A 20,911-nucleotide genomic window follows, 5' to 3' on the forward strand; every position below is an offset into this window, starting at 1 on the left:
TTCTTGTTATAAGAATTTTAAAATAAGGCACAAATATCCGACATTTTATCGGCTAATTCAGCAAAATATTACATTATTTTAAGGTTCTTCAATGTTATATTATTGTTATCGCATCTATCTATCTTGCTATCAGTTGTTTAGCCAACTATCTTGAGTGTTAAAAGTACACTAAGCTTTTTCTTTATTGTAAGCTACCTCGAATGCGCACGCTCAAACCGTCGTTTTGCTGCCCCAGGCGAAGCTGGCAGGCAAGCCGACTGCTGTCGGTTACATCGGGTAGGGTATCTAACATATCCAGTTCTTGATCCTCCGCGGGGTGCAACTGTTCTGCACCCTCCAAAACCTCCACATGGCAGGTGGCGCAAAGCGCCATGCCACCACAAGTGGCCAGGATATCGTATTCCGAAGCTTTCAATATTTCCATTAAGCTCAGGTTGATATCGGTAGGTACTTCCACCGTTTTGCGTAGCCCATCGCGGTCTTCCACAATAATGTTTATGATATTATCCATGTTTAAAATGCATTAATTCCGTTAACAGTGGTGTATTTAAAACTTAACTTCTGATCCGGATATACATATTTAAACGCACTCTGCGCCATAAGGGCTGCTTCATGATAACCACATAAAATGAGTTTTAGTTTGCCCGGATAGGTATTTATATCGCCAATGGCATAAATGCGCTCTATATTCGTAGCATAATCGAAGGTATCCACCTCGATGGCATTTTTATCGATATTCAGCCCCCATTCTCCAATCGGGCCTAGTTTTGGACTTAAGCCATACAGGGGAATAAAATGGTCGGTAGGCACCAACACGCCTTCTTTTTGTTTATTGATTAAGGAGATGCTTTCCAAATGTCCGTTGCCGTTTAAGCTCTGCAGGTTATGCGATAAAAGGAGGTTTATTTTTCCGGCCTGTGCCAGGTTAAAAACTTTTTCTGCTGAATCTGGAGCGCCACGGAAGCTGTCGCTGCGGTGTACCAAGGTCACTTCTTTGGCCACATCGGCTAAAAATACCGTCCAGTCTAAGGCTGAGTCGCCACCGCCGGCAATCACGATACGTTGGTCCCGGAATTTCTCCGGATTTTTCACCATATAGTGCACATGTTCTTTTTCAAAATTTTCCAAATTGGCAAGCTCTGGTTTCCGGGGCTCGAAACAACCTAAGCCCCCCGCGATCACCACCACCTGGCAATGGATAACGGTGCCATCCGATCCGATGACATGGTAGGAGCCGTCGGCCTGTTTTTCCAACTGTTCCACCCGTTCGCCTAGGGTAAAACTAGGTTGAAAGGGCGCAATCTGCTCCAGTTGATTGTCGATTAATGCTTGTGCTGTAATGCTGGGGTATCCGGGAATATCGTAGATGGGCTTATGGGGATAAATTTCTGAGAGTTGACCGCCAATTTGCGGTAAAACATCAATCAGGTGACACCTCATCTTTAACAAACCGGCTTCAAATACTGCAAACAGACCTACTGGTCCGGCGCCGATGATACAAATGTCTGTTGTAATCATGTTATTTAGTCTCTAAGTTATTATAAATTGTATTCAGTATACGTGTAAAATGCTCAAAGTCTTCCTGGCTTAGGTTCTCCCAAGCGCGCATGCGAAAATCTTTCACCAAAGGAGCCAAGGCCTGCACCTTGCTGCCGCCCAAGTCGGTCAATTGCAAGTGCAAACATCGCCGATCGCTCGGGTGCTCTACGCGTTTCATGTAGCCCTTTTTTAGCAAGAGATCCACCATGCGCGTGAGGGTAGGCTGGTCCTTGCCACACTTGTCGGCAAGCTCCTTATGCGTCAGCAGCGGAAACTCGTAAAGGGTTTTTAGCACCGACCATTGATCGACCGTCAAATCGATGCCTTGCGCCGAAAAAGAATTTTGCGCAAACTGCTTCACACGCTTCGCCGTCTTGTCTAAAATGAATGAATATTGATTAAAAGATTCCTTTAGCATAACAATTATTAGTATAACAAGTAAATCTACCGAATATATTCCATATCAAACAGGGAATTCTTCTTTTTTGACAATGACTTTACCTGCTGCTGGCCTAGCAACTCCGGCCTTCCGCAGCCCTTCCTTCGCTTAGCTCCCTTTTACTTCCCTTTCACACCCCTTTCACACCCGTATCAATCCCCTTTGCCATGGGCGAGGATAGGGGGGTGAAAAGCAAGAACAAGGCAGCAACAAAGCCCCAGACCGATCGTATTTATAGGCCAATCTCGATTCAGCTAGCAAAGGAATAGAAACAAAAAAAGGAACACCTTGCGGTATTCCTTTTGTAATAGTTTATTGAATTCGGCTTAGCCGTAAATCCATTTAAATTTGTATTGTTTTTCTGGGATGCTCATGCGGTCGGCCAAGCGTACTAAACGGTCTGGCAAGCGCATTAAATAATCTCTTGCTTTTTCGCCTTTTTCATTTAAGCCGGTCACCTGATCGATTTTCCAATCGGCGATCAGCGTGCGCAGGATGTCGACATAGTCTAACGCCGTGTACACTTCCAAACGCTGGGCAGCATCCGAGAAGTGTGCGAAAGCATCGCCCTGTGGCTCGCCAGCTTCCCGCAGGAAGTGGGCCGGCATCACGATTTTCTTACGCATCATATCTTCAAAAGCATACATCACTTCGGAAGGATCGACCACCATGGCATGCGAAATAAACGACATGTAGGCCTTGGCGTGGCGTGCCTCATCGGCAGCAATAACCCCACACATTTTTGCCAGTAGTTTGTCGCCATTCTTTTTGGAAATAGCGGCTACGCGGCGGTGGGATACGTTGGTGGCCAATTCTTGAAAGGAGGTGTAGATAAAGTTACGGTATGGATCGGCACCTGTACCGATGTCAAAACCGTCTTTAATTAAATATTGAACGGATATTTCAAACTGACGCATATCAATACGTCCGGATAAATACAAGTATTTATTAAGCAAGTCGCCGTGGCGGTTTTCCTCTGCAGTCCAAGCACGAACCCAGCGCATCCAGCCGCCTTGTTCGTTTTTCTCCACATCGTCCACCATCGTTAACCAAGATTCGTAGGTCGGAAGGGCTTCTTCTGTTACTGTGTCGCCAATTAAAACGGCCACTAAGTCGTAAGGCAATTCCTTTGCGCTTTCCTGTAGGTCGCGCACTTCTTCAAAAAAAGTATCGCGTGAGGAGTCAGGAAGGAAATCGGCAGGTTGCCACATTTCTTCTACCGGTTTTAAATAGTCAGCCATTTCATTCAGCATGAATGGTTCTAAGTAGGTCATCACCTCTTTCCTTGATCCTTCAGGTATATTTAAGGGTAGTTCTTGCATAATCATCACAAAGGTAAACAAAGTTAAGTTAATATAAGTTTTATATTTTCATAATTCCTTATCGAATTTCGGGTGTTTTTTTGGGTAGGAATGCCTGGCCTTGAAGGGCTTTCACTTTGGCGGCAATGCCGAATTATTACGTTTAAATAACGGAATATATACTCGTTTTGTAGGCATTATTGTTAACTTTGTTCTTCATAAAAAATTAAAACATTGAGCAGTTTAGATATTCAGCGGATCCGTGAGGATTTCCCCATATTAAAAAGAGAGGTGAACGGAAAGCCTCTGGTTTATTTGGATAATGGCGCCACCACGCAGAAACCGAAAGTGGTGATTGATGCCATTATGAATTACTATACCGATATGAATAGCAATGTGCACCGCGGTGTGCATTACCTAAGCCAAATCGCTACCGATGCTTTTGAAGTGACCCGTAGAAAGGTGCAAGACTTTATTCATGCCAAGCATGATTATGAAGTGATCATTACCAAAGGTACCACCGAAAGCATTAACCTCTTGGCCCATTGTTATGGCCGTGCCTTTATTCAGGAAGGCGATGAGGTGATTATTTCGGCCATGGAGCATCACTCGAACATTGTGCCTTGGCAAATGGTTTGTGAAGAAAAAGGCGCCAAATTGCAGGTGATTCCGATGAAGGAAACGGGTGAATTGGATATGGACGCTTATAAGAAGCTGTTGGGGCCAAAGACGAAGATTGTTTCGGTAAACTATGTGTCCAATGCCTTAGGCACCATTAATCCAGTGAAAGAAATTATTGCTTTAGCGCATGCCCAAGGGGTGCCGGTGATGTTGGATGCCGCGCAAGCCGTGCAGCATATTAAAATTGATGTACAGGCATTAGATGTTGATTTTCTAGCCTTCTCGGGCCATAAAATGTATGGACCAACCGGTGTTGGCGTATTGTATGGAAAAGAAGAATGGCTAAATAAAATGCCGCCTTACCAAGGCGGGGGCGACATGATTAAGGATGTAACCTTTGAAAAGACCACCTACAATGAGTTGCCTTTTAAATTTGAAGCGGGTACCCCAAATATTGAAGCGGGTATTGCTTTAAATGCGGCTATCGATTATATCGAAGAACTGGGCTTGGATAATATTAAAGCCTATGAAGATGAATTGTTGGCCTATGCCACCGAAAAGCTCAGTACCGTGGAAGGGATTAAATTTATCGGTACAGCCAAGGAAAAATCATCGGTGATTTCCTTCGTCGTGGAAGGTACCCATCCCTATGATATCGGTGTGATTCTGGATAAGTTGGGTATTGCCGTACGTACAGGTCACCATTGTGCGCAGCCTATTATGGAGCAGTTCCAAATTCCAGGCACGGTGCGTGCTAGTTTAGCAGTTTACAATACAAAAGAAGAAATTGATGCGTTGGTTGCGGGCGTAAAACGTGCCACAGCCATGCTGGTATAAGAGGATATGACGATTAACGAAATACAAGATGAATTGATCGATGACTTTGCTTTCTACCAAGACTGGATGGAGAAGTACGAGTACATCATCCAATTGGGTAAGGAATTGCCTTTGATTGACGAAGCAAATAAACAAGACCAATATATTATTAAGGGTTGCCAATCTAAAGTGTGGCTTTTCCCGGAAATTAAAGGCGATAAGCTGTATTTTACGGCAGATTCTGATGCGGTGATTACCAAAGGATTGGTGAGCTTGATGGTGAAAGTGCTATCGGGCCATACCCCCAAAGAGATTGCGGAAACCGAGTTGTACTTTATTGAGCAAATTGGGTTGAAAGAACATCTTTCGCCTACACGTGCCAATGGTTTATTGGCCATGGTGAAACAGATGAAGTTATATGCCCTGGCTTTTCAAGCCAAAGGGGTTTAAGAAAGAAAAGGCAGTGAGAACTGCCTTTTATAATTTTATACTTTGTGATTGGATTTTCTTGCCAAAGAAAATCTCCGCTTTGCTGTTGAAGTCCTCGGCATTGTCGGTGGTGTAAAAGGCAAGCTGTTTACCCTTACTACACTGTTCCTCAACCTCGGGATGTCTTTTTAAATAATCAACTAAACTATCGGCTACTAATTTGCCCTGCGATATAATCTGTATGCCTTCCGGTACGTACTGCCGGATGACAGGAAGCAATAGGGGGTAATGGGTACAAGCCAACAGGATGGTATCGATGTTTTTCGCCTGAGCAAGCAATTCCTCGATATCTTGTTTCACGAAATAATGCGCGCCGCTACTATCCAGTTCGTTATTTTCTACCAAAGGAACCCAAAACGGACAAGCATGTTGATAGACGTTAATATCGGGATGGAATTTATTGATTTCAATGACATAGGATTCGGAGTTCACCGTGCCCTGAGTAGCCAGAATACCTACGGCATTCGTTGTGGTAAATTGATCGACAATTTCGGAAGTCGGACGGATGACCCCCAATACCTTCTTGCCGGGCGGTAAATCGTGCTGCTGAATGCTGCGCAAGGCTTTCGCAGAGGCCGTATTGCAGGCCAAAATCACCAAGTTGCAGCCCATATCGAAGAGTTTGAACACCGATTGTTTGGTGAATTCATATACAGTTTCGAAGGAGCGTGTACCATAAGGAACCCGGGCGTTATCGCCGAGGTAGATATAGTCGTACTCGCTTAATTGTTTATGGATTTCTTTGAAAACGGTTAGTCCGCCATAACCGGAATCAAAAATGCCTATTGGCCCTGCTGTTGTCGTTTTGCTCATGGTGCTGGTAGAAGGTTTTCGCATAAAGCTCTTATTTTTTATTCGGCTTCCACGGGGCAAAGATATTAAGAATTATGGCTATGTAGGAAGAATTCGCAAAAAGCTAACCTAAAGTTCATCCAAAATATTCTTATATCATTTTCTTTTTACTTATATTTATTTTCGTTAATTGTAAATTTAAAATGAGCCAGCAAAATAGAATAGTTCTCGAAGCAGAATGGCAGGCCTTTATTCAAGAACAGGTAAAAGCAGGCAACTTCGTGGATGCTGCCGCCGTACTTAAAGCGGCGCTGAAGTTGTTGAAAAGTACACAAGACCATAAAAAAGAAATGAAACAGGCCTTTAAGCCTGAGGAGGAAGACCGCTGGAACACTGATTTTTCCCGGGAATCTTTCGTGGCTGGCATGCGCCAGAAAAGTAAAAATACAGACTAACCGAAAGGATTTACACGATATACCTAAATGCGAAAGCCCGCTTGTCCGCGGGCTTTCTTAGGTGTTATGCTTTTAATAAATGTGGTTTTTCTTTGTAGAGCTTCCACATCAATTCCCCGAATAAGGTATTTGTCCAGGCAAACCAATGGCGGGTGAATTTTTTAGGATCGTCTTTATGGAAACTCTCATGCATAAAACCCGTGCCCCCATGGGTGGTTTTTAACATCTGCACGCATTTTTTAATTTCCGCATCGTCTGTGGAGGTGAAAGCACGCATGATGATAGACATCGGCCAAATCATATCGCGGCCAATATGCGGCCCACCAATACCTTCGCCGGCTGTACCCTTAAAGAAAAATGGATTCTTCTCCGATAAAATAAAGGCGCGCGTGCGTTGATATACTTCGTCGTTTACATCGACTGCCCCTAAATAGGGTAGGGCCAATAGGCTAGGCACATTCGCATCATCCATCATTAAATAGCTACCAAAGCCATCTACCTCGAATGCATAGATGCGTCCATGTACCGGATGATCCACGATGCCATATTGCTGTACGGCTTTTTCCACCTCATTCGCTAGGGCTTCATATTTCTCGGCCAGGGCATTGTTCTTTTTCACCTTGCGCATGATCTCTGCCGATTGCCGTAGGCTGACTACCGCAAACAGATTCGAAGGAATCAGGAAAGGGAAGATGCTGCAATCGTCGGATGGGCGGAAACTGGATACAATAAGTCCGACAGGATTTACCGGGTAGCCGTAACCATCAACCTGCAAGGTGTCGGTTCCGCGTGCGGTGGTGCGCTCAAACTTATAGGGCCCTAAATTTTCTTTCCGTTGTTGTTCCACAAAGGTTTTGTAGATCAACTCTTGAGATTTTACCCAGGTATCGTCGAAAGGCGTTTCGTCCTGCGTTAATTTCCAATAATGGTAAGCCAATCGTGTCGGGTAACATAGCGAGTCAATCTCCCATTTACGCTCATGCAATCCCGGTTTCATAGCGGTATGGTCTGAAAACCATTCGCCTTTCTTGGTCGGGTCGTTGTAGAAGGCATTTGCATAAGGGTCTATCAAGATACACTCGGCTTGCTTGTTAATGAGGCCTAATACCAAATTCTGCAGCTTGCGGTCTTTTTTCATAAAGGCCAGGTAGGGCCACACCTGTGCACTACTGTCGCGCAACCACATGGCATCAATATCGCCAGTAATCACGTAGGTCAGTTGGCGATTGCCTTTGGTTTCATCGTATACGGTGGTGTCCAACGTGTTGGGTAAACAGTTGTTGAACAACCAGCCTAATTCCTTGTCAGCAACTTGCTTTTGGAATTCTGTAATCATGTCTTCAATCACCTTGCTACGGAAATGTCTATCCTTTTCGGCAACCCGAACACTGGGAAAGGTAGACCCTCCCGCGAAGGAAAGTTTACTACTGAGCAGCCCTGCTCCCAATAGGGCACTCTGTTGTATAAATAGTCGTCGTTTCATATCGTATAGTATGTAGATTTATAATTTTGCCCTAGCAAGATACAAATTGTGCACGATTAACAAAAGAACTAATCGATTTAGCAAGAGATTAAGTTGGGTCAAATCCCCATTAAAAATTAATACCTACCTTTACAAGGTTTTAGGAATAATATTTGATACGATAACCTCCAAACACCTTCAGGATTATATGAAACATAATATATCAGGTGCGTTGACCGCCCTGCTTTTTTTAGCGGCAGGGAGTTCATTGCAAGCACAGGTGAGAAGCCAACCCTATTCTTACCAACAATACCAAAAGTTAAATGAGGAGCTCTATTCTCCGTACACAAGATACCATACGTCCTCCAAACCAACCCTTTTTAAAGGGCGCCTGTTGGAAAAATTAGACTCCATTGAATCCTTGCATGCAAGTTCTTCCGATAAGTGGATTATGCGGAAGCTTTTTAACGAGCATTTAATTCAAGTGGAAAAGGAAGACCATACCTTTTATTTGGATGCCTTGGGCGATTTTCAGATCGGATCGGAGGTGATTTCACCGGATAAAAGAACGACATGGACCAATACGCGGGGTCTTCAAGCCGGTGTAACCATTGGCGAGAAGTTTACCTTCTACGGTAACTTTTTTGAAAATCAGGCGGTTTTTCCTGAACATATCGACAATTATATTGCCCGCACGATGATAGTGCCGGGGCAAGCACAGTCTAAAAACCACCAAGGAAGGGAAAAAGATTGGATGTATGCCACCGCAAATTTGACTTATGACTTTAGCGATTATTTCCAAGCAACCTTAGCCTACGATAAGAATTTTATCGGCGATGGTTACCGTTCCTTGCTCTTGTCTGATTTCTCCTCAAATTACGCGCATCTGAAATTTACCGGTAAAATCGGTAATGTGCAATATACCTCTATATGGGCGTATATGCTGGATCCTACAAACCCGCGCGTGGATTCCCTGAACTCGGGAGGCCGCTTCGGCGATGGTATCAAATGGGGGGCATTTCAGTTCTTAGATTATAATGTAACCAACCGCTTGTCTGTTGGCTTCTTTCAGGCCGTGACCTGGGCCAATCGGAATGAGGCCGGACACCGTGGCTTCGACTTTAACTACCTGAATCCGGTGATTTTCCTACGCCCGGTAGAAAACTCCAACCGTTCGTCACCAGATAAGATGTTCTTGGGCTTAAATGCCAAATATAAAGTGCTTGATAATGCGACTGTGTACGGACAATTCTTATTGGGTGAATTTACCGCAAAGGAATTTTTCTCGAGCAATGGCTATGTGCACAATAAATGGGGTGCACAAATTGGTGCCAAGGCTTTCAACATCTTTGGCGTAAGAAACCTGAATGTGTTGGGTGAGTATAACCTGGTTCGTCCGTATACCTATCAGCATTATGTTTCGATATCGAACTATAGTAATCGGGGCGAGCCATTGGCGCATCCTCGTGGTGCCAACTTCCGCGAATTACTCGGTATTGCGAACTATTCCTGGAATCGCTTCGACTTCTCCTTGCAAGGCCTTTACAGTATGTATGGAACCGATGAATTGACACCTACAGGATACCTTAACTGGGGTGGCGATATCTTTCAATCGTATAACTCTGCACCTAATACCTATGGCAATAAAATTGGACAGGGGGTGAAAAACAACCTGTATTATGCCGACTTTAAAGCAGCCTATGTGTTGAATCCGAAATATAACCTACGCCTGGAAGTGGGCTATACCCAACGCTATAACAAGGTGGAGGATGCAGCAACCCAGAAATCTGGGGTCTTTAATGTAGGATTGCGGACTACTTTCCGTAATTTCTATGGAGATATGTAGGATTGTTTTATCTTTATTGGATTAAGCATACATATGAAAAGAATATTGATTATTAACGGCCCTAATTTAAACCTGCTGGGGGTAAGAGAGAAAAGCATCTATGGCGACCAGTCGTTTGATGCGTATTTCAAAAGCCTGCAAGCACGCTATGCCGATCAGGTGGAGCTGACTTACTTTCAAAGCAATACCGAAGGATTTATCATCGATAAATTGCATGAAGTGGGTTTTAGCCTGGATGGGGTGGTGTTAAATGCCGGTGCTTATACGCATACCTCGGTTGCTATTGCCGATGCCATTGCGGCCATTAATACGCCGGTGGTGGAAGTGCATATTTCCAATGTGCACCAACGGGAATCGTTCAGACATCATTCTTACCTTTCCAAAAGCTGTAAAGGTGTTATCCTGGGCTTTGGACTCGATAGTTATCGATTAGGCATTGAAAGCTTTATCTAGGTAAAGCAACTATACAGATACAAAAAGCGGGCATGATTTCATGCCCGCTTTCTTTATAGGTCAACTTTTACTTTCCGTCTTGCAATCAGATGCAGGGTCAAGGAAATAAGAGCTCCCGCACACATCACCGATAACATGGGCCATGGGGTTTCATTATGTAGAAAACTGACCATGCCCGAGGAGAAGGCGCCTAAGGCCATCTGCATGCAACCCAAGAGGGCAGAAGCGCTGCCCGCCAGTTGTCGCATCGGCGATAGCGCAATGGCTGAGGTATTCGGGAAGATAAAACCATACCCGAATAGGAAAAAGAAAATCAGCGCTAATAATACCGGTAGAGTCAATAGGTTGAGGCTTAACACCGATACCATACAGATTCCGATAAAGGCCTGCCAGATATTGGCCCATTTAGAAATTTCGGCACTTGTCCATTTTTTCAGGAACCAGCGGTTTAATTGGGTGGCCAATACCATGGCCGAGGCCACGAAAGCAAAGGCTAAACCATACTCGCTCTTGGTTAATCCAAAGTTCTTCTGGATAACGAAGGAGGAGCCTGCGAGGTAGGCATAGGTGCCCGAGGACGCAATGGAGCCTATTAAACAATAGGTAATGAAGACCTTATTGCTCAGAACGGTCCAAAAGGTTTTGACAATGGATTTTGGTGCCAAGGATAAGTCCTTGTTGCCTTGGAAAGATTCCGGCAGCAAAAATAGGGTCGCCATAAAGATAGCCAGCGCCATAAAGGCCAGAATAAGAAAGATATAATGCCAGTCGAGGTAGTTTAATAGCATGGCACCAGCACTGGGCGCTAAGATGGGAGAGATCCCGATCACCAGCATCAGCAAGCTGAATACCCTGGCGGCCTCCCGGCTGTTGTAATAATCGGTCACCATCGCACGGGCGCCCACCATACCGCCACAACTTCCTAAGGCCTGTAGAAAGCGTAGAAAAATAAGGTGGTTGATATCGCGGGTAAAGACACACAGCAGGGAGGCTATAAAATAGATGGCTAAGCCCACGAGCAGGGGCTTCTTGCGGCCATACTTATCGAGCAATGGCCCATAGATGATCTGTCCGAAAGCAATCCCGATAAAGAAACTGGTGAGTGATAATTGTACCTTTTCCAAGGGACTATTGAAATCGGCGGCGATGTTTTCAAAGGCCGGCAGATACATGTCGATGGAAAAAGGGCCAATGGCCGAGAGTAGGCCTAAGATCAATAAAGTGACTTTACGGTTGTTCTTGAGTTGCTGCATGGTATAAAAAATGCCCTCCTGATGGGGAGGGCAAAATTAGTGTTTTATTTGCTTTTAACCGGCTTCGGTTTTCGAAGTAACAAAAATATTCCAAGAAGGATGAACGGGATGCTGAGGATTTGTCCCATATTGATAAGCATACCTGCCTCAAAGTCTACCTGGTCTATTTTCACATACTCGATAACAAAACGAGCCCCAAATAAGAGAATCAAGAAAATGCCGAAAAGTTTGCCCGGTACAGGATTTTGATTCTTTTGGTACAGCATCCACATGATGATAAAGATAATAACGTAGGCAATGGCCTCGTACATTTGCGCCGGATGGCGCGGAATATTGTCGATGTTAGAGAAGATGATGGCCCAAGGAAGTTCCGACGGGTTCCCGATCATCTCCGAGTTGAAGAAGTTTCCTAAGCGGATAAAGGCGCCTGCAATCGGCACGACGAGTACCAAACGGTCGGTTATCCACATGAAGTCGGTTTTCGTATTCCGGGAGAATAGCCATAAGGACGTTAGAATACCTATGGCGCCACCATGACTGGCCAGCCCCGTAAAGCCTGTCAGGTGCCAGTTGCCGGAAGCATCTTTCTGGAATGGAATAAATATTTCAAGGATATGATCCTTATAATAAGCGAAGTCGTAAAACAAACAGTGACCCAAGCGTGCACCAATTAAGGTACCCACGAAAATGTAAATCGTAAGCTTGTCCAAAAGATCTTGAGACTTCCCTTCGCGCTTAAAGACTTTCAACATAAAGTAGTAAGAAACAGCGAAGGCAAGCAGCCAGCATAAGGAATAATAGCGAAGACCAAAAGAGCCTATTTTAAAGATTTCAGGTTTGGGATCCCAAATAATATAACTTAATAAATCCTGCATAATGGTTTTAAATGTTCGGTAAATATAAGGTTTCGGATTTTATTTTTGGGAAAATTGCGGAAATACTTAATTTGCAAGGATTAATTAGAATACCATGGCAAAAAAGAAGATCCAAGAGGATTTAACAAAATCCGTAGTAACCAAAGAGTCATTAGCCTTTTTTGAAAAATATATTAACAACCCTTCGCCAACCGGCTTCGAATGGGCTGGGCAACGCATGTGGCTCGACTATATCAAACCTTATGTAGATGATACTTATATCGATAGTTATGGCACTGCTGTAGGGATTATTAATCCGAAGGCTTCCTATAAGGTGGTAATTGAAGCACATGCCGATGAAATCTCCTGGTTTGTGAACTACATCTCCAAGGATGGCTTAATCTATGTGATTCGTAATGGTGGTTCTGATCATCAAATCGCGCCTTCTAAACGGGTAAATATTCATACAGATAAGGGAATTGTGAAAGCTGTTTTCGGATGGCCGGCTATCCATACGCGCTCCGGCGAAAAGGAGGAAGCCCCAACTTTAAAGAATATCTTTCTCGATTGCGGCTGCACCTCCAAAGAGGAAGTGGAAGAGTTGGGTATCCATGTAGGCTGCGTAGTGACTTACGAAGATGAATTTATGGTGCTAAACGACCGTTATTATGTGGGTCGCGCCCTAGATAACAGAGCCGGAGGCTTCATGATTGCGGAAGTTGCCCGCTTATTAAAAGAGAACAAGCAAAAGCTGCCATTTGGATTATACATCGTGAATTCCGTGCAAGAGGAAATCGGATTACGCGGTGCCGAGATGATAGCCCAATACATCAAGCCGAATGTAGCCATAGTAACCGATGTGACGCATGATACCAATACCCCGATGATCAATAAGGTTACTCAAGGCGACTTAGCCTGTGGGAAAGGCCCTGTCGTGTCATACGCGCCGGCTGTACAGATCAACTTAAACAGACAGCTCATCGAAGTAGCCCAGAAGAATAATATTCCTATTCAACGTCAGGCCTCATCACGCTATACGGGAACAGATACGGATGCTTTCGCGTACTCCAATGGAGGCGTACCATCTGCCTTGATTTCCTTGCCATTGCGTTATATGCATACTACGGTAGAGATGGTGCATAAGGAAGATGTAGACAATGTGATTAAGCTTATTTATGAGGTATTGCTGTCTATAGAGAAAGATCAGGACTTCCGTTCCTTCAGTAAATAAACAACAGTGCCCCTAGTAAATAAAAAAAGATAGCAATAAATAGTAAAATAAACCCATGGAAGACAATAATTTAAACAACCCGGAAGGGCAGGAAATCAGCATAGAATTGAGTGAGGAAATTGCCGAAGGGGTATATTCCAACCTGGCCATCATCACCCATTCTAACACCGAGTTTGTCATCGACTTCGTGCGCATTATGCCCGGAGTTCCGAAAGCCAAAGTGAAGTCTAGAATCGTGTTGACACCAGAGCATGCAAAGCGCCTCATGGGTGCCCTGCAAGATAATATCCAACGTTTCGAAAGCCTGAATGGCAAAATCGACTCTAAAGACGTTGCATTTCCGCTAAACTTTGGCGGCCCTAAAGGGGAAGCATAGATACAATCTTTAGACTGGAGATAGGAGATTTGAGATAGGAAAGTATAGCGGATCTCCCTAGCATAGAAAAGGCGCGGCTTAGCTGCGCCTTTTCTATGCTGTTAAATCGAGGAAGGCTACGCAAAGTTTTTATAAAAGCATCCTTCGAAAGTCTTTGGAAATCTCCGGTTTTTAAATATTATCGCCTTCCAGATTCTTTCTACGCTCTTCTGACTAAATATTGGAATGGGATTTGCATATCTTTGGGTATCATAGCAAATTGCTGGAAATCGCTATGCAATCAAATTATATATGGATATTAAAGTAAGAACCCTTAGTAAGAAAGATTACAAGGATTTAAAGATTTCTATGGAGGAAGCCTACCATGGCTTAGGTGATGTTTGGACCAAGGAAAATATTGTAGACCTGATTGATATCTTCCCGGAAGGGCAGATTGCCGTGGAAGTGGACGGCAAGGTTGTGGCTTGTGCCTTATCCATTATTGTTGACTCTGCAAAGACTAATATTTACGATAAATATTATTCCATTATTGATGATGGAAAGTTTGATAAGCATGATTATCAAGGGGATACCATGTATGGTATCGAGGTGTTTGTGCACCCTGACTTTCGTTCCTTACGTTTAGGACGTCGGCTTTACGATGCGCGTAAGGAGCTTTGTGAGCAGATGAACCTGCAGCGTATCGTCGCTGGTGGTCGCATCCCGAATTACCATAATTACTCGGATAATATGACGCCGCGCACCTACATCGAGAAGGTGAAGCGCAAGGAGATCTACGATCCGACCCTAACCTTCCAGTTGTCCAATGATTTCCATGTTAAGAAAATCCTAAAGAATTATTTGCCAGAGGACACCGAATCAAAAGAAGTGGCTACTTTACTGGAATGGAATAACATTTATTACGAGCCTAATACCCCATCTTATTCGGCAACCAAGAAGACCATCCGATTAGGTCTGGTGCAATGGCAAATGCGTCTGTTTAAAGACTTGCAGGAGTTCTATGATCAAGTGGAGTTCTTTGTGGATACCGTAAGTGATTACGGAACAGACTTTATTATGTTTCCGGAGTTCTTCAATACGCCATTGATGAGCCCTTACAACGAGCTGCCAGAGCGTATGGCCATGGAAAAACTGGCCGAGCATACCAAGGAAATTATCGATAAGATCCAGCAGTTTGCGGTGTCTTACAACGTCAATATCATCTCCGGTTCCATGCCTTTAATGGAGCGTGGAAAACTCTATAATGTGTCCTACTTATGCCATCGTAACGGTAGTTTGGATGCCTATAAGAAGATTCACATTACCCCAAATGAGCTTAAATACTATGGCCTTGCGGGTGGTAGTGAAGTTCGGGTGTTTGATACCGACTGTGGAAAGGTCGGACTGTTGATCTGTTATGATGTGGAGTTCCCGGAACTTAGCCGTATCCTTGCCGATCAAGGGATGCAGATTCTATTTGTCCCTTACATGACCGATACGCAGAATGGTTATATCCGGGTGAGAAGCTGTGCACAAGCGCGTGCCATCGAGAATGAGTGTTATGTAGCGATTGCTGGGTCGGTAGGGAACTTGCCGCGGGTAAACAACATGGATATACAGTACTCGCAGTCTGCTGTGTTTACCCCATCCGATTTTGCTTTCCCGAACAATGCGATCAAGGCCGAAGCAACGCCCAACACCGAGATGGTGCTGATTGCGGATGTGGATTTATACGCCTTAAAAGACCTTAACGAATATGGTACCGTGAAGCTTTTACGCGATAGACGAAAAGACCTCTACGAAGTGAAACTACTTAAATAAACATCAAAAAGCCCGCAACAACAGCGGGCTTCTTTATTGGGTTTACAATTCTCTTACCCAAATATTTCGGAAGTTCACCAAGTCGCCATGATCTTGTAGCGATATAGGTCCTGGGCCATGAGCTTTAATCTGCGGAATACCGATATAGCGCGTAGGGCCTTGAATTTCGGTGTTATTTTGCACTAAAACCCCATTATGCAATACGGTCAGCAGGCCTCTTTTTATCAGGTGTCCGTCTTTGTTAAATCGCGGTGCCGTATAAATAATATCATAAGTATGCCAGCCGTCTTCGGGTTTGCGGGCTTCCACCAAAGGTGGATTCTGCTTATACAAGCTTCCTGCTTGTCCGTTTACATAGGTCTTGTTATCGTCATTATCTAAAACCTGAATCTCGTACAGGCCACCAGCCAGAAACACACCACTATTTCCACGGCCTTGGCCTTCCCCTTTTATGGTTTCCGGGCTTTTCCATTCCAGGTGCAGTTGCACATCGCCAAAGCTGCGTTTGGTTTCAATGCCACCTGTTTTTGGCTTTACCGTTAACACCTTATTATGCACCGTCCAGGGGGCGGGGCTCTTTTTATCCTTTTCGCTTACCCATTCGTTCAGGTTGCTACCATCGAATAAGACAATAGCATCACTGGGGGCGGCATGCGCTCGGGTAGTTACCACACGCGGAACAGGCTCGTAAAATTCAGTGTCTTGGGGTTTAAATTCTGTTTGCGCCTGCGCATAAAAGGCGCTAGCCATAAAGGTTAATAAAATGCAATACTTCGACATAGGTTTAAGTTATTTTAGGTTAATATAAGAAATTATGTCTAATTTTAATGTTCTACAAAAGCTAAAATAATTGTTACTATGGCGCAGATCACACAGAAAATTGCACTCGAAGATGTTCGTTTTTTTTCACCTATCGGATTTTATGAGGAAGAGCAACTCTTAGGGAATGAGTTTTTTGTGCATGTATCCGTTAGCTTTCCGTTCAAGAATCCGGATGCCGAGAATATTGAGAATACCCTCAATTACGAAGATCTTTACCGCATTTTGAACGAGGTGATGAGCCCTAGGCGCAAGCTCCTGGAGTCGGCCGCGGAGGATATCCTAAACAAACTCTTGGAAGGCTATGCCTATATTGAAGAGGCGGAGGTGCGCATCAAAAAGATGAATCCCCCCTTCGGAGGCGATTTAGCCAACTCCGTGGTTAGCCTTTCGTTCAAACGCTAAGTCCCATTTTCCTATTTCTTCCTTCAGGTGTTTTTCCTATTTATTCATGAAAAGCAACTTGCAGTATATCATTTTTCCATCCCCAACGTTACTAATACAATGGAGGAATTCGCGGTACATTACGATTAAGCCGACTTTTTGACAGCTAAAAAGCCTTCGGTAATGTCAAAATGACTGCTTATTCCTCGTTTTTTCCCTTGGTACGTAAGTTGAACCAAGGAAGATGTATAACAATGCAAAACATAAAATATTAATAAATAAGGAGGAATAAAACATGGCATTAATTAAGTTACCTGGAAAATCTTACAACACCGATGCAGTGAACCCATTCGTAAACAATGTGTTTGATAACCTGTTCAACGATTCATTTATTTCCGATCGTTTGGTTACCCGCGTTCCTGCAGTAAACATTACAGAGTCTGCTGATGCATTCAACATCGAAGTAGCAGCACCAGGCTTACAAAAATCAGACTTCAAGATCAATGTAGATAAAAACATTATCACGATTTCTGTTGAAAAGCAAGAAGAAAAAGTAGAAGAAGGCAAAGTATATAGCAAAAAAGAATTTAGCTATTCAACCTTCTCCAGATCCTTCACTTTACCAGAGGTAGTTGATTATTCTAATATTGATGCAGCCTATGAAAATGGCGTATTGGATATTAAAATCGGCAAAAAAGAAGAAGCGATCGTTGCAAAGAGACTTATAGAGGTTAAGTAATAAGATTAGTTGTGGTTAGTTGATAGGGGTAGCACTTACGTGCTGCCCCTTTTTTATTTTCCTTCCCTTTTGTCGTTTAATTGTCATTTATGTTCTTTCATTTTTATTTACTTAACACTGTTAAGTAGTTTTGTTTTGCCATGATAGAAAACCAAGCAAAGAAACAGAAGCATCGGGAGGATTTGCGGTTGGCCATATTAGAAGCCGCCAAGAAGCTCTTTGTGCAGGAGGGCTATGAAGCAACCTCCATCCGAAAGATCGCCAAGGAGATTGGGTTTAGCCCAACAACCATTTACCTGTACTACCGTGATAAAAATGATATTGCCTATGCCTTGCATCAGGAAGGATTCCTATTGCTTCGCGATCGTTTTATGGCCCTCATGTCGGTTGATAACCCTTTTGAACGCTTGAAAGCCATAGGTCGTAATTACATTGATTTTGCCTTTCAAAACCCCGATTACTACCAGGTTATGTTTATGATGAAGGAGCCTATGACCTTCCTGGATATGCACTGTGTAGAGGAAGAATGGCCAGAGGGCAAGCGGGTTTTGGATTTTCTGCTCGGTACGGTGCAAGAATGCCAGGCAGCAGGCCTATTTACAAACATGCATCCCTCGCTATTGGCTTTCCAAGCTTGGTCCACCGTCCATGGCCTTGTTACCTTATATATAACCCATCATCTATCAAAAATTACGGAAACTTTTGCTATCGATTTCAACGCAAAGGAATTGGTAAGCCAAACCTTTGAGCAATACATCAGCTTTCTAGACCGGATTAAATAATATTTTTTTAGCGAATCACTTAACACTGTTAATAATGAAGAATAAGCTACTCACACCATTGATCATCCTGTTCATGGGCTTGTTTATCCAAACGGGCACGGCGCAAGAGCAGCTGTTGGATCAATATATTCGTGTAGGCTTGGATAGCAACCTGGTGCTGCAAGAGAAAGGACTCTCTTTAAAGAAAGCCCTGAACGGATTGGAGGTTGCACGGAGTATGTACCTGCCCAATGTTCAATTCGACCTGACCTACTCACATGCCGATGGCGGTCGGTCCATCGACTTACCCATTGGCGATATGTTGAACCCCGTGTATACTACCCTAAACCAATTGACCGGTTCCCAGGCCTTCCCGCAAATCGCCAACGAGTCCATCACCTTTCTACCGAAAAACTATTACGATGCCAAAATCCGAACCTCCGTTCCCTTGATCAATACCGATATAAAACATAACCGGGTTATCCGGGAACAGATCGTCAAGATGAGCCAGCAAGAAATTGAAACCTATCAGCGCGAATTGGTGAAGGATATTAAGATTGCCTATTTCAATTACCTCAGCGCATTAGATGGGCAAGCGATTTATAAAAATGCGCTAAAACTGGCTGGGGAGGGGAAGCGCGTGAATGAGAAATTGTTGGAAGCCGGAAAGGGACTTCCTGCCTATGTCATCCGTGCGAATGCTGAAATGGCGCAACATGAAGCCAAGCTGGCGGAGGCCGAGCAGCTGGTGCGGAATGCGCAGCTCTATTTTAATGCGCTTTTAAATCGGGAACCGGAAGCAGCCATTCAGGTATTTACGCAGCCTATTTCAAAGTTGCACGCTGCAGCCTTGCAGGCCGACGTCAACATTGAAGGCCGGGAAGAGCTGAAGACCTTAACGAATCAGATCCAGATTCAGGAAACGCTGGTAGATATGAACAAGCAGGTATTTGTGCCCAAGCTGAATGCCTTTTTAGATTTAGGCTCGCAGGCCGAAGGTTTGAAAGTCAGCAGTAAATCGCAGTATTATATGGTTGGTGCCCAACTCAGCATCCCTATTTTTGCGGGTAATCGGAACCGATTGAAGATTCAAGAGAGTCAGATTGCCGTTGCCGAGGCGCAGAATAAATTGCAACAGGCCAAACGCCAATTGGAGCTGAAGGCTCAAATGGCACAAAATGAACTAATGAGTACGCACAAAAACTATGAAAGCACGCGGGTGCAATTGGAGGCTGCGGCCACCTATCAGCGCCTTATTCAACGTGGCTTCAACGAAGGCGTGAACAGTTATTTAGAAACGATCGATTCGCGTACGCAATATACCAATGCGCAATTGGCGCATAATATTGCTGCCAATAAATTATTAACGGCCATGGCCAAGTTCGAGCGTGAAAACGCCTCTTATCCCTTAACAAAATAACTTCATGAAACTAATCATAAGCAGCATAGCCCTTTCGGTCTTGTTTTTCAGCAGCTGTCAGCAAGCCGAGCGTAAAAATGCCATACCCGTTCAAGATACCATCCCCGTGAAATTAATGCCCTTAACGGCGACCGGCGAGCAGCAAATTATTGAAGCCACCGGGGTGTTCAGCACCGATGATGAAACTTTGTTGGGTTTTAAAAATGGGGGAGTTATTGCAAAAATTCTGGTTAAAGAGGGGGATGCGGTACGTAAGGGCCAGCTTTTGGCCTCGGTGCATACCTCGGAGGTTGATGCCAAGGCTGGGCAAGTACGTTTATCGGTTGAAAAAGCACGTAGAGATTATGAACGTGCCAGTAAGCTATACCGCGATAGTGTAGCCACGTTAGAGCAATTGCAGAACGCCAAAACAGCCTTAGCAGTGGCTCAAGAAGACTTGAAGTCGGTAGGCTTTAACCAACAATTTTCTCAGATCCACTCGCCTGTGTCGGGTTTTGTATTGGCAAAATTGGCCAATGAGGGTCAGGTGGTTGGCCCCGGCACCCCGGTGTTGCAGGTAAATGGTGCCGGCAGTGGGCAATGGTTGTTGAAGGTAGGGGTAAGCGATAGCCAATGGGCACGCCTAAAAGTGGGCGATAAAGCCATCATACAAACAGATGCACTGCCTAACGATAGTTTGCAAGCCTACGTGTTCAAGAAATCGGAAGGCCTAGATCCGCAATCCGGCACCTTCAGCATACAGTTGGCCTTGCAGGGCAAACCTGCCGGCAAGCTGGCATCTGGGGTCTTTGGGAAATCAAAAATCTATAGCCAAGGGCAAACGAATGCCCAAGGCTGGCGTATTCCTTTTTCTTCCCTGTTGGATGGAAATGGAAAAGAAGGCTATGTTTTCATCACTGAAGATGGTAAAACCGCCAAAAAACAAAAGGTTAGCATCCAGAACATGGAGAAGGATGAGGTATTGATATCTTCCGGATTGGAACAAGCACAGGCGATTATTATCTCCGGTTCGCCTTACCTACAAAATGGATCGGCTATTCGCGTACAAAAATAATTCCCCA

The 20,911-nt window shown here is 44.2% G+C and carries 22 protein-coding genes; 13 read left to right on the plus strand and 9 right to left on the minus strand.

From position 1 onward, the window contains the following. Window positions 1–181 precede the first annotated feature (181 nt). The 4 genes from GQF63_RS05125 to GQF63_RS05140 all read right to left on the minus strand — a co-directional run bounded on the left by GQF63_RS05125 (window position 182) and on the right by GQF63_RS05140 (window position 3,300). Entirely contained in the window at window positions 182–511 is a 330-nt protein-coding gene (locus GQF63_RS05125) for a 2Fe-2S iron-sulfur cluster-binding protein (RefSeq protein ID WP_160368038.1), read from the minus strand. Window positions 512–513: 2 nt separating this feature from the next. Next, on the minus strand, window positions 514–1,518 hold the full coding sequence (locus GQF63_RS05130) for an NAD(P)/FAD-dependent oxidoreductase (protein ID WP_160368039.1): 1,005 nt from the start codon (window positions 1,516–1,518) through the stop codon (window positions 514–516). 1 nt (window position 1,519) lies between these two features. Beyond that, window positions 1,520–1,957 carry a MarR family winged helix-turn-helix transcriptional regulator gene (locus GQF63_RS05135; RefSeq protein WP_160368040.1) on the minus strand — a complete coding sequence of 146 codons (438 nt, stop codon included), beginning with the start codon at window positions 1,955–1,957 and terminating at the stop codon, window positions 1,520–1,522. Between the two features lie 347 nt (window positions 1,958–2,304). Continuing rightward, window positions 2,305–3,300, minus strand: coding sequence for an acyl-ACP desaturase (locus GQF63_RS05140; protein ID WP_160368041.1), 996 nt, complete (start codon window positions 3,298–3,300; stop codon window positions 2,305–2,307). A 213-nt stretch (window positions 3,301–3,513) separates the two neighbouring features. Here GQF63_RS05140 and GQF63_RS05145 point away from each other — a divergent pair, with 213 nt between their 5' ends. Together GQF63_RS05145 and GQF63_RS05150 are read left to right on the plus strand one after the other, a co-directional pair. Further along, a complete protein-coding gene (locus GQF63_RS05145) occupies window positions 3,514–4,737 on the plus strand; it encodes an aminotransferase class V-fold PLP-dependent enzyme (RefSeq protein ID WP_160368042.1) in 1,224 nt (407 codons plus the stop codon). Between the two features lie 6 nt (window positions 4,738–4,743). Further along, window positions 4,744–5,166, plus strand: coding sequence for a SufE family protein (locus tag GQF63_RS05150; RefSeq protein WP_160368043.1), 423 nt, complete (start codon window positions 4,744–4,746; stop codon window positions 5,164–5,166). A 27-nt stretch (window positions 5,167–5,193) separates the two neighbouring features. On the opposite strand, the gene murI is transcribed toward GQF63_RS05150, so the two are convergent. Further along, window positions 5,194–6,042 carry a glutamate racemase gene (murI, locus tag GQF63_RS05155; RefSeq protein ID WP_246163321.1) on the minus strand — a complete coding sequence of 283 codons (849 nt, stop codon included), beginning with the start codon at window positions 6,040–6,042 and terminating at the stop codon, window positions 5,194–5,196. A 158-nt stretch (window positions 6,043–6,200) separates the two neighbouring features. On the opposite strand from murI, the gene GQF63_RS05160 reads away from it, so the two are divergent. Beyond that, complete coding sequence (locus GQF63_RS05160) at window positions 6,201–6,452, plus strand: type II toxin-antitoxin system ParD family antitoxin (protein ID WP_160368046.1); 252 nt, start codon at window positions 6,201–6,203, stop codon at window positions 6,450–6,452. Between the two features lie 64 nt (window positions 6,453–6,516). On the opposite strand, the gene GQF63_RS05165 is transcribed toward GQF63_RS05160, so the two are convergent. Further along, window positions 6,517–7,935 (minus strand): glycoside hydrolase family 125 protein, encoded by a 1,419-nt coding sequence (locus GQF63_RS05165; protein WP_160368047.1) that lies wholly within the window; start codon window positions 7,933–7,935, stop codon window positions 6,517–6,519. Window positions 7,936–8,122: 187 nt separating this feature from the next. Here GQF63_RS05165 and GQF63_RS05170 point away from each other — a divergent pair, with 187 nt between their 5' ends. After that, the gene (locus tag GQF63_RS05170) at window positions 8,123–9,760 is read left to right on the plus strand and encodes a gliding motility protein RemB (RefSeq protein ID WP_160368048.1); all 1,638 of its coding nucleotides are present in this window, start codon (window positions 8,123–8,125) and stop codon (window positions 9,758–9,760) included. A gap of 33 nt (window positions 9,761–9,793) precedes the next feature. After that, window positions 9,794–10,213, plus strand: a complete 420-nt coding sequence (gene aroQ / locus GQF63_RS05175) for a type II 3-dehydroquinate dehydratase (protein ID WP_160368049.1) — start codon at window positions 9,794–9,796, stop codon at window positions 10,211–10,213. A 53-nt stretch (window positions 10,214–10,266) separates the two neighbouring features. Here the strand turns inward: aroQ and GQF63_RS05180 are convergent, their stop codons facing one another. Next, entirely contained in the window at window positions 10,267–11,466 is a 1,200-nt protein-coding gene (locus tag GQF63_RS05180) for a multidrug effflux MFS transporter (RefSeq protein ID WP_160368050.1), read from the minus strand. Between the two features lie 44 nt (window positions 11,467–11,510). After that, window positions 11,511–12,341 (minus strand): prolipoprotein diacylglyceryl transferase, encoded by an 831-nt coding sequence (gene lgt, locus GQF63_RS05185; protein WP_160368051.1) that lies wholly within the window; start codon window positions 12,339–12,341, stop codon window positions 11,511–11,513. A 94-nt stretch (window positions 12,342–12,435) separates the two neighbouring features. On the opposite strand from lgt, the gene GQF63_RS05190 reads away from it, so the two are divergent. The 3 genes from GQF63_RS05190 (at window position 12,436) to GQF63_RS05200 (ending at window position 15,727) form a co-directional block, all read left to right on the plus strand. Then, window positions 12,436–13,551 carry a M42 family metallopeptidase gene (locus GQF63_RS05190; protein ID WP_160368052.1) on the plus strand — a complete coding sequence of 372 codons (1,116 nt, stop codon included), beginning with the start codon at window positions 12,436–12,438 and terminating at the stop codon, window positions 13,549–13,551. 55 nt (window positions 13,552–13,606) lie between these two features. Next, window positions 13,607–13,927 carry a DUF3467 domain-containing protein gene (locus GQF63_RS05195; RefSeq protein WP_160368053.1) on the plus strand — a complete coding sequence of 107 codons (321 nt, stop codon included), beginning with the start codon at window positions 13,607–13,609 and terminating at the stop codon, window positions 13,925–13,927. 291 nt (window positions 13,928–14,218) lie between these two features. Further along, window positions 14,219–15,727, plus strand: a complete 1,509-nt coding sequence (locus tag GQF63_RS05200; protein ID WP_160368054.1) for a carbon-nitrogen hydrolase family protein — start codon at window positions 14,219–14,221, stop codon at window positions 15,725–15,727. A 42-nt stretch (window positions 15,728–15,769) separates the two neighbouring features. Here GQF63_RS05200 and GQF63_RS05205 read toward each other — a convergent pair whose 3' ends face one another. Then, the gene (locus GQF63_RS05205; protein ID WP_160368055.1) at window positions 15,770–16,507 is read right to left on the minus strand and encodes a 3-keto-disaccharide hydrolase; all 738 of its coding nucleotides are present in this window, start codon (window positions 16,505–16,507) and stop codon (window positions 15,770–15,772) included. A 78-nt stretch (window positions 16,508–16,585) separates the two neighbouring features. Between GQF63_RS05205 and folB the strand changes: the two genes are divergently transcribed. The 5 genes from folB (at window position 16,586) to GQF63_RS05230 (ending at window position 20,904) form a co-directional block, all read left to right on the plus strand. Further along, the gene (folB, locus tag GQF63_RS05210; RefSeq protein ID WP_160368056.1) at window positions 16,586–16,951 is read left to right on the plus strand and encodes a dihydroneopterin aldolase; all 366 of its coding nucleotides are present in this window, start codon (window positions 16,586–16,588) and stop codon (window positions 16,949–16,951) included. 274 nt (window positions 16,952–17,225) lie between these two features. Next, the gene (locus GQF63_RS05215; RefSeq protein ID WP_160368057.1) at window positions 17,226–17,669 is read left to right on the plus strand and encodes an Hsp20/alpha crystallin family protein; all 444 of its coding nucleotides are present in this window, start codon (window positions 17,226–17,228) and stop codon (window positions 17,667–17,669) included. Between the two features lie 140 nt (window positions 17,670–17,809). After that, the gene (locus GQF63_RS05220; RefSeq protein WP_212592470.1) at window positions 17,810–18,451 is read left to right on the plus strand and encodes a TetR/AcrR family transcriptional regulator; all 642 of its coding nucleotides are present in this window, start codon (window positions 17,810–17,812) and stop codon (window positions 18,449–18,451) included. A gap of 34 nt (window positions 18,452–18,485) precedes the next feature. After that, window positions 18,486–19,850 carry a TolC family protein gene (locus GQF63_RS05225; RefSeq protein WP_160368059.1) on the plus strand — a complete coding sequence of 455 codons (1,365 nt, stop codon included), beginning with the start codon at window positions 18,486–18,488 and terminating at the stop codon, window positions 19,848–19,850. 4 nt (window positions 19,851–19,854) lie between these two features. After that, window positions 19,855–20,904 carry an efflux RND transporter periplasmic adaptor subunit gene (locus GQF63_RS05230; protein ID WP_160368060.1) on the plus strand — a complete coding sequence of 350 codons (1,050 nt, stop codon included), beginning with the start codon at window positions 19,855–19,857 and terminating at the stop codon, window positions 20,902–20,904. Window positions 20,905–20,911 lie beyond the last annotated feature (7 nt).

It is taken from the genome of Sphingobacterium humi (genome assembly GCF_009768885.1).
In the GTDB taxonomy this organism is placed as follows: domain Bacteria; phylum Bacteroidota; class Bacteroidia; order Sphingobacteriales; family Sphingobacteriaceae; genus Sphingobacterium; species Sphingobacterium humi.

Coding starts and splice junctions, on each gene's coding strand:
- GQF63_RS05165 (WP_160368047.1), bottom strand. CDS start 7,935: ATGAAACGACGACTATTTATACAACAGAGTGCCCTATTGGGAGCAGGG.
- GQF63_RS05140 (WP_160368041.1), bottom strand. CDS start 3,300: ATGCAAGAACTACCCTTAAATATACCTGAAGGATCAAGGAAAGAGGTG.
- aroQ (WP_160368049.1), top strand. CDS start 9,794: ATGAAAAGAATATTGATTATTAACGGCCCTAATTTAAACCTGCTGGGG.
- GQF63_RS05225 (WP_160368059.1), top strand. CDS start 18,486: ATGAAGAATAAGCTACTCACACCATTGATCATCCTGTTCATGGGCTTG.
- lgt (WP_160368051.1), bottom strand. CDS start 12,341: ATGCAGGATTTATTAAGTTATATTATTTGGGATCCCAAACCTGAAATC.
- GQF63_RS05150 (WP_160368043.1), top strand. CDS start 4,744: ATGACGATTAACGAAATACAAGATGAATTGATCGATGACTTTGCTTTC.
- GQF63_RS05125 (WP_160368038.1), bottom strand. CDS start 511: ATGGATAATATCATAAACATTATTGTGGAAGACCGCGATGGGCTACGC.
- murI (WP_246163321.1), bottom strand. CDS start 6,042: ATGCGAAAACCTTCTACCAGCACCATGAGCAAAACGACAACAGCAGGG.
- GQF63_RS05200 (WP_160368054.1), top strand. CDS start 14,219: ATGGATATTAAAGTAAGAACCCTTAGTAAGAAAGATTACAAGGATTTA.
- GQF63_RS05215 (WP_160368057.1), top strand. CDS start 17,226: ATGGCATTAATTAAGTTACCTGGAAAATCTTACAACACCGATGCAGTG.
- GQF63_RS05135 (WP_160368040.1), bottom strand. CDS start 1,957: ATGCTAAAGGAATCTTTTAATCAATATTCATTCATTTTAGACAAGACG.
- GQF63_RS05205 (WP_160368055.1), bottom strand. CDS start 16,507: ATGTCGAAGTATTGCATTTTATTAACCTTTATGGCTAGCGCCTTTTAT.
- GQF63_RS05190 (WP_160368052.1), top strand. CDS start 12,436: ATGGCAAAAAAGAAGATCCAAGAGGATTTAACAAAATCCGTAGTAACC.
- GQF63_RS05180 (WP_160368050.1), bottom strand. CDS start 11,466: ATGCAGCAACTCAAGAACAACCGTAAAGTCACTTTATTGATCTTAGGC.
- folB (WP_160368056.1), top strand. CDS start 16,586: ATGGCGCAGATCACACAGAAAATTGCACTCGAAGATGTTCGTTTTTTT.
- GQF63_RS05170 (WP_160368048.1), top strand. CDS start 8,123: ATGAAACATAATATATCAGGTGCGTTGACCGCCCTGCTTTTTTTAGCG.
- GQF63_RS05230 (WP_160368060.1), top strand. CDS start 19,855: ATGAAACTAATCATAAGCAGCATAGCCCTTTCGGTCTTGTTTTTCAGC.
- GQF63_RS05220 (WP_212592470.1), top strand. CDS start 17,810: ATGATAGAAAACCAAGCAAAGAAACAGAAGCATCGGGAGGATTTGCGG.
- GQF63_RS05195 (WP_160368053.1), top strand. CDS start 13,607: ATGGAAGACAATAATTTAAACAACCCGGAAGGGCAGGAAATCAGCATA.
- GQF63_RS05160 (WP_160368046.1), top strand. CDS start 6,201: ATGAGCCAGCAAAATAGAATAGTTCTCGAAGCAGAATGGCAGGCCTTT.
- GQF63_RS05130 (WP_160368039.1), bottom strand. CDS start 1,518: ATGATTACAACAGACATTTGTATCATCGGCGCCGGACCAGTAGGTCTG.